Here is a 7,635-nt window from a genome sequence, read left to right as displayed (position 1 = left end):
TGGGTTACAAAATGAACACGCAATCAAAAACTAAAAACACAGGCATATTTTGTGACCATGGACCGAGTAATTGGCAATCAAGTCAAACAGGCACACTAAACACTAAGCGCCTAGCCGTAAAAGATGTATTTGCTGTTAAAGAGCATAAAAACAGTGCCGGTAACCCACGCTGGTTTAAAACACATCCACCAGCTAAACAAACCGCAAGTAGCGTAAACAAATTAATGGATGCGGGTTGTATTTTTACAGGCTTTACCCACACCGACGAACTTGCTTACAGCTTAGAAGGTAATAATATTCATTATGGCGCAGCACAAAACCCTAAATTAAAAGGGCACGCGTGTGGGGGTTCAAGTATGGGCTCAGCCGCCGCGGTAGCCGGCAATTTAGCTGACGTTGGGTTGGGCACCGATACCGGAGGCTCAATTAGAATACCCGCAAGTTATTGCGGTTTATTTGGTATTAGGCCAAGCCATAACGTGATTGAAAAAGATGGCCTAATCCCGCTAGCACCGCCTTTTGATACTATTGGTTGGCTTACCCAAAGCGCAGAACTATTAGAACAAGTAGGCGACGTATTGCTACCAAATCAAACGGTGAGTAGCGTAAATACCTTGGTGATTTGCGAGCCGTTATTTGAGCTAGTAAGCCCAAACTTGCAAGCACCTATTAAGCAACTACTAGAAAAAACCAAACCTTATTTTAAACACCACAAAGAATTTGCGCTGCCAAAAAGCAGCATTTTAAGCGAACTTGCCGATAGCTTTAGAATACTGCAAGGTCGTGCTATAGCTAAAGCGCATAAAGATTGGCTTCAATTGCCAGGGCACCCTCCCCAGTTTGCTCCGGCAATTGCTGCCCGTTTTAAAATGGCACTGGCACTCACTGCCCAAGAAGAACAAGAAGCACTTACTATACAAACCCAGTGGCAAACATTAATCGCTAAGAACTTAAACTCAAACAGCTGCTTATTTTTGCCAACCACGCCAACAACCGCACCTAAATTGGGCGCCGACACAAGCGCACTGCGCATGCAAATTATAACTTTATCTGCTATTGCGGGCTTGAGCCGCTCGGCGCAAGTTCACTTACCATTGGCTAATTTAGATAATGGCCACCCTTATGGGTTTTCACTCATGATGAGCCATAACAACGATAAAAGCCTACTTGCCTGCACAACACAATTAGCTGCATATTTTAAACAGGAAACTCTCACATGAACGCACACAACATTGCATTTACTGCCCCGCACTTTGCTGCAACAGAGGCGGGCACCCTAATACTAAAACAAGGTGGTACAGCCGTTGAGGCCATGGTAGCGGCAGCCGCAGCTATTAGCGTGGTTTACCCACATATGAACTCAATTGGTGGCGACAGCTTTTGGCTTATTGATAGCCCAAATCAAAATACCCCCACAGCAATTGATGCCTGCGGGCGCGCACCTAAAAACATAGATGCCTATAAAAATGCCAACCAAATGCCTGAACGTGGTGGTTTAAGTGCGCTTACTCAAGCAGCTACGCTCCGCGGCTGGCAAAAAGCCCTTGAGGTAGATGAGCACGCAGCCCTGCCATTAAGTACCATTTTAGGCCCCGCTATTAAGCTTGCCCGCGAAGGGTTTACTGTTACCAAAAGCCTTCAAGCAGGTTGCGAAAAACTAGCAACGGTTGCTAATACTAACGATGCCTTTAAAGCGCTATACATCCCCAACGGTAAACCGTTACAAGCAGGGCAACACTTTAAAAACCCAAAACTAGCCAATACCTTTGAGCATTTGGCAAAACATGGCTTAAATGCGTTTTATGAAGGGCCTTTAGCTGACTCATTTGCGGCAGATTTAGCAAGCGCTGGTAGCAGTATTACTCCAGCCGACATTGCCAATACACAAGCCGATGTAGTTGCCCCACTGAGCGCTAATTTGTCGGGTATTAATTGCTATAACTTACCGGCACCTACACAAGGTGTGCATTCGCTGCAAATAATTGGTGCGGTTAATAAACTAAAACACAACGCCAACACCGAAGCCGACTGGACCCACTTAATTGTAGAGGCAACCAAACAAAGCTTTACTCACCGCCCTACACTTTGGGCCGACCCAGAAGCACTCGGCGATGATTACAAAAATGCACTAACCGATGATCGCCTAAACGAGCTTGCCAACAATATTGATATGAGCCAAGCCAAAAACTGGCCGTTCAATACTGAGCCCGGCGATACCGTTTGGATGGCAGCACGCGATAAAAACGGCCAACTAGTGAGCTTTATTCAAAGTATTTATTGGGAATTTGGCAGCGGAATACTCATGAGCGAAGGCGGATTTGTATGGAATAACCGCGGGCTAAGCTTTAGCTTAAACAACCAAGATACCAATGCACTAGCACCTAACAAACGCCCCGCACATACACTTAACCCAGCGATGGCAAAGTTTGAAGATGGCAGACGCCTTGCCTACGGCACGATGGGCGGTGAAGGCCAACCTCAAACTCAAGCCGCTGTATTTGCAGGCTACGCGTGGCGTAATAAATCAATTACCCAAGCGGTGAGCGACCCGCGCTGGTTACTTGGCCGCACATGGGGCGATACAAGCACTAACTTAAAAATAGAGCACAACCTCGCTTTGCAAATACAAGATGAGTTAAATCAACGCGGCCACGATTGGGTAAGCGTTGAAAACAACAACGAAATGATGGGCCATGCAGGTGCAATTTTAGATACACCCACAACCCTTGAAGCTGCAACGGACCCTCGCTCTGATGGCCGTGCAACTGTTTCATCAACGCAGTAGGAACACACATGACAGAAATAATGAATCAATGGCCAATTATTGCGGCCTTAATAGCAACCGGCATTTTTGCAGGTATTTTAGCAGGCCTATTTGGTGTTGGCGGCGGTATAGTCATTGTGCCTGTGCTGTACTTTTTATTGCAAGGTTTTGGCGTAAGCCCAGAGTCGGCCATGATGGTAGCCACTGCTACATCGCTTGCCACCATAGTGCCTACTTCTATTTCGTCTATTCGCTCGCATCATGCAAAGGGCAACATTGACCTTGCTTTAATTAAATACTGGGCGCCGTTTATTTTAGTTATGGCCGTTGTAGGCAGCTACTTAGCGCACTCAATACGCGGTAATGCACTGGTACTTATGTTTGCTTGTATTGCTATTTTAGTTAGCCTTAACATGTTATTTAGAGCCGGCGCCCCTGCCCTTGTAAATCAATTACCGGGTAAATTTGGCCAAGGCATAATGGCAAGTATTGTCGGTGGCTTATCTGTCATGATCGGCATAGGCGGCGGCACAATTGGTGTGCCCATGCTTAACGCATTTAACGTACGTGCCCATGTTGCCGTAGGCACTGCAGCCGTATTTGGCTTATTGATTGCGCTACCGGGCGTAATTACCTTATTAAGTATTGGCACCACGCCAACCGATGCTCCCCTAGGTACGTGGGGGTTAGTTAACCTCCCTGCCTTTTTACTTATTATTCCGCTGACTATTTTGTTTGCGCCTATTGGCGTAAAAATTGGTAGCAAGCTGGATCAAAAACAATTAAAACGCGCTTTTGCCGTTGTCTTAATGATAACGGGTATTCGCATGCTTATTCAGACTCTGGGAGCCTAAAACATGTTTAGCAACACGCAAATTCAAACCTTAAATCCGCCGCAGCGTTTACTAATGGGGCCAGGCCCAATTAACGCAGATCCACGTGTGCTGCGTGCTATGTCGGCGCAGCTAATTGGCCAATACGACCCAGTAATGACCGGTTTTATGAACGAAACCATGGCCCGCTATCGCGAAATATTTAAAACCAAAAATGAATGGACCCTGTTAGTTGACGGTACATCACGCGCAGGAATAGAAGCCGTTTTATGCTCTATTTTACGCCCAGGCGATAAAGTGCTTGTGCCAATTATGGGCCGCTTTGGCCACTTGCTTGCTGAAATAGCCGAGCGTGTAGGCGCAAAAGTGCACACCATAGAAGTACCCTGGGGCGAAGTATTTACCCCAGAACAAATAGAAAAAGCCATAGTTGATGTAAAACCCCATGTACTTGCCATGGTACAAGGCGATACTTCAACAACCATGAACCAACCGCTTGAACACATTGGCGATATTTGCCAAAAGCACGATGTATTATTTTACTGCGATGCCACCGCCTCAATTGTAGGTAACGATTTACCCGCCGATGAGTGGAAACTCGATGCGCTTTCGGTGGGTTTGCAAAAATGTTTAGGCGGACCGTCTGGCTCCGCGCCATTAACACTGAGCGACAAATGCGCCGATTGGATCCAAAAACGTAAAAAAGTAGAAGCGGGTATTCGTACCGCACAGCATACAGACGGCACCGAGCACTATGTGCGTTCAAACTACTTTGATTTAGGTATGATCATGAATTACTGGGGAGAGGAGCGCCTTAACCATCATACCGAAGCCACCAGCATGCTGTATTGCGCATCAGAATGTGCCCGCATTGTTATTGAAGAAGGCGTTGATAACTGCGTTGCCCGCCACAAATTACACGGCGATGCCATGCTAACGGGTATTCAAGCGCTGGGCTTAAACGTATTTGGCGACATAAGTAATAAAATGAACAACGTAGTGGGTGTGTATATTCCCGAAGGTATTAACGCCGACCATGTACGCGGACAAATGCTAACCGACTTTGGTATTGAAATTGGCACCTCGTTTGGGCCACTGCATGGCAAAATTTGGCGTATTGGTACCATGGGTTACAACGCTCGTAAAGATACCGTATTACAAACATTGGCAAGCCTAGATGCCTGCCTACATGCCAACGGTTACCAAGGCCCTAAAGGCGAAGCCGCTATTGCCGCTCTTGCTCATTATAAATAATAAAAAGGATTTAGCATGACGACTGCAAGCCCCTCTTTAGCGCCATTATTAAATAGTGAGCTAGCTAACACCTATGCTGCGCGCGCCTTAGCGCGTTGTAAAACACTCAGTGGCCTATCGCAAATGCAAGGCGGCATTCACCGCGTGTATTTATCTAAAGAGCATAAAGAGTGTAATAACGTTACTGCCGCGTGGATGGCTGAGGCGGGCATGCAATCGTGGCAAGACGAAGTAGGCAATTTATGGGGGCGTTTAGCGTCATCTAACCCAAACGCTAAACGCTTAATTATAGGCTCACACCTAGACACCGTACCCAATGCCGGTGCATTTGATGGCATTTTAGGAGTATTACTCGGTATTGAAATAGCCGCCCTTGCGCATACACTTAAGCTTGATTTACCGTTTCATTTAGATGTTGTGGGTTTTTGTGATGAAGAAGGCACTCGCTTTGCCACCACATTAATTGGCTCAAAAGCACTGGCGAAAGAGTTTGACCCGCAGTGGTTAAATATACAAGATAGTAACGGCGTTACTATGCGCCAAGCCATGCTGGATTTTGGCCTAAACCCAAATGATTACGCAAAAGCAGCGCTTAATAAAAACGAGTTACTTGGTTACTGGGAAACTCACATAGAGCAAGGCCCCGTGCTTGAGTCGGTAAATCAGGCGTTAGGCATTGTCACTGCCATTGCAGGAGCAAAGCGCGCTATGATCACCCTAACAGGTCAAAGCGGCCACGCGGGTACCACACCTATGAATTTACGTCAGGATTCGTTAGCAGGCTGCGCCGAACTGACGCTTGCCATAGAGCAACTAGCAAAAAATGCGAGTAATGGCGAAGTAGCCACCGTTGGGCAAATTCAAGCTCGCCCAGGCGCTACCAATGTTATTGCTGGTAAAACCACCATTAGCCTAGATGCACGCGCTCAAAACGATGACGACCTAGCCATATTACTTAGTGCAATTCGCACACGCGCAGATCAAATTGCAACATCGCGTAATTTAACGCTCGACTGGCAATGGACACATGCGGCCGACGCCGTAGCGTGCGATACTCAAATTCAGCATTTATTTACTAGTGCATGCAAACTTAATAACCAAGCCTCACCTTCGCTTGCCTCAGGCGCAGGCCACGATGCAATGGCCATAGCCCCTATTTGCCCTGTTGGAATGCTCTTTATACGCAGCCCTGGCGGCATAAGCCATCACCCAGCAGAAGCCGTTATCGACAGCGATGTAACAAAGGCTCTATGTGTGATGTACAGCGCGCTTGTGCTTTTTACTCAAACGTTACAAAAAGAGTGAACTAATAAATAATGCATAGGTTTAAAATATAAGTATTGCTCTATTTAACGATTAACTTTGTGGGGTTATACTCGCATACCAGCAAGGTGAGTTAAAACAGTAGTAGGAACTAGAGTACCTGCTTTTGTATATTAAACTTTAATGTTACTGCATATTTAAACGGCGTATTTACGGCATCACCCTCTTTTGCTATTTGTCATGTTGCATTCACATCCAACTTTATTTTATAACGTAATTTAATACCAAGTAGAGTCCCTAATAAAACTGCAATAACATGCAGCAAAGCTGAAATTAAATACATTAAAGGCTCCATTGTTATTTCTAACAATATATAAAGTAAGGCACCGACACTTAAGTTAATAAACCAATAAACAGCCGCAACTAAAAAGGCTTGTTTATACGGACTCACTGTTTGCCTATATCCTAGATATAAATAAACGATTAAAGAGGCTACAAAAGCGAGGACGTATTTGGTATAGATGTATGATGTGCTTTGAATCATCTCATCAAAGCCAACAATCTTTGTTGCTATTGTTGATGAGGCAATTAGTAATAAATACAAGCCGACTGAAAAAAGTAAAACCCTAGAGTATTTCACGATAAACCTTTAGTAATAAAACGAGGCTGTAGAATAACTCCTATAGCCAAATTATATTAAAAGAAGTAATTCTACAATCTCAACGCCCTAATAATGGGCAAAAAATTGTTGGCTAAAATGTTGAGGAACGAAAACAGCCAACTGTTTTTTGTCCTTATTAATTAGCTTGTTATATGGCATTTACTTTCCAAGTTTTTCTTTTAAGCGATAGTAAATATGGTTACGAACTGCACTTGAACTATCTCCAAATTGATCCAAATACCCACTACCACCACAAATATGAGAAAAACCTTTAGAGCCTGTTACAAAAAGGTGGCGCTGACCTAGCATGATGGAGTGACTATCATGAACAAAATAAACTATTTTCAATGTTTCAGGAGTACCTTTAAGAGTTTCAACTAGATCAAATTCTACGACAGCTCTTTTGCCTCCCCTTAAATCAGCAAACTCTTCAAAATATGCCTTCGTTACAACCCCAACAAATACATTAGTAAATTGATCATTCTCCAGAATAGTGTCTTCATTAACGAAGCACTTAGAGGCAATACTCAAGTTTGAATAAAAGATAATAATAATGAAAAACAAAACTCTCATCGTACTCAATACCTCAGTGCCATATAACGCTTCATTAAGAAGCGAGTTTAGGCTTGCTAAACTAAGTGACGAAGGAACTCGAGCAAGCCGTGACGAGTCTTTCTTTAATGACTTGTATGGATAATAAACCCATAAATTAATTAATACTTTAACCTAGTTCGGGTAATGTGAGGCCCAAGCTTTGGCTGCAACCAAAGCCTTTTATACAGTAGTTCGATTGAGCGTAGGCTCCTCTATTGAGAGACCGGTAACAAGTTAGAACGCTGTATAAACTCCAAGCATTAAAC

The 7,635-nt window shown here is 44.5% G+C and carries 8 protein-coding genes; 6 read left to right on the top strand and 2 right to left on the bottom strand.

Translation table 11 applies throughout. The annotated features are described in order from the left end of the window. Nucleotides 1-11 precede the first annotated feature (11 nt). Genes ATS71_RS11105 through ATS71_RS11085 form a run of 5 tightly spaced genes read left to right on the top strand, consistent with a single transcriptional unit; the run spans nt 12 to nt 6,156 of the window. Entirely contained in the window at nt 12-1,220 is a 1,209-nt protein-coding gene (locus ATS71_RS11105) for an amidase family protein (protein ID WP_058404882.1), read from the top strand. Beyond that, on the top strand, nt 1,217-2,785 hold the full coding sequence (locus ATS71_RS11100; RefSeq protein ID WP_058404881.1) for a gamma-glutamyltransferase family protein: 1,569 nt from the start codon (nt 1,217-1,219) through the stop codon (nt 2,783-2,785). Before ATS71_RS11105 ends, ATS71_RS11100 begins: the two co-directional genes overlap by 4 nt. A gap of 8 nt (nt 2,786-2,793) precedes the next feature. Beyond that, complete coding sequence (locus ATS71_RS11095) at nt 2,794-3,618, top strand: sulfite exporter TauE/SafE family protein (RefSeq protein ID WP_058404880.1); 825 nt, start codon at nt 2,794-2,796, stop codon at nt 3,616-3,618. A gap of 3 nt (nt 3,619-3,621) precedes the next feature. Then, on the top strand, nt 3,622-4,851 hold the full coding sequence (locus ATS71_RS11090) for a pyridoxal-phosphate-dependent aminotransferase family protein (RefSeq protein ID WP_058404879.1): 1,230 nt from the start codon (nt 3,622-3,624) through the stop codon (nt 4,849-4,851). A gap of 15 nt (nt 4,852-4,866) precedes the next feature. Then, nucleotides 4,867-6,156, top strand: a complete 1,290-nt coding sequence (locus tag ATS71_RS11085; protein ID WP_058404878.1) for an allantoate amidohydrolase — start codon at nt 4,867-4,869, stop codon at nt 6,154-6,156. Nucleotides 6,157-6,352: 196 nt separating this feature from the next. On the opposite strand, the gene ATS71_RS11080 is transcribed toward ATS71_RS11085, so the two are convergent. Both ATS71_RS11080 and ATS71_RS11075 read right to left on the bottom strand, forming a co-directional pair. Then, a complete protein-coding gene (locus ATS71_RS11080) occupies nt 6,353-6,754 on the bottom strand; it encodes a hypothetical protein (RefSeq protein ID WP_235591470.1) in 402 nt (133 codons plus the stop codon). A 180-nt stretch (nt 6,755-6,934) separates the two neighbouring features. Beyond that, on the bottom strand, nt 6,935-7,339 hold the full coding sequence (locus tag ATS71_RS11075) for a hypothetical protein (protein ID WP_152995680.1): 405 nt from the start codon (nt 7,337-7,339) through the stop codon (nt 6,935-6,937). On the opposite strand from ATS71_RS11075, the gene ATS71_RS18630 reads away from it, so the two are divergent. Then, nucleotides 7,329-7,472 carry a hypothetical protein gene (locus ATS71_RS18630; RefSeq protein WP_160327103.1) on the top strand — a complete coding sequence of 48 codons (144 nt, stop codon included), beginning with the start codon at nt 7,329-7,331 and terminating at the stop codon, nt 7,470-7,472. The genes ATS71_RS11075 and ATS71_RS18630 overlap by 11 nt on opposite strands. The last annotated feature ends 163 nt before the right edge of the window (nt 7,473-7,635 follow it).

It is taken from the genome of Pseudoalteromonas sp. H71 (genome assembly GCF_001468485.1).
In the GTDB taxonomy this organism is placed as follows: domain Bacteria; phylum Pseudomonadota; class Gammaproteobacteria; order Enterobacterales; family Alteromonadaceae; genus Pseudoalteromonas.
Note: the sequence above shows the minus strand (reverse complement) of the source record. Positions and strands in the feature narration are given on the sequence as shown.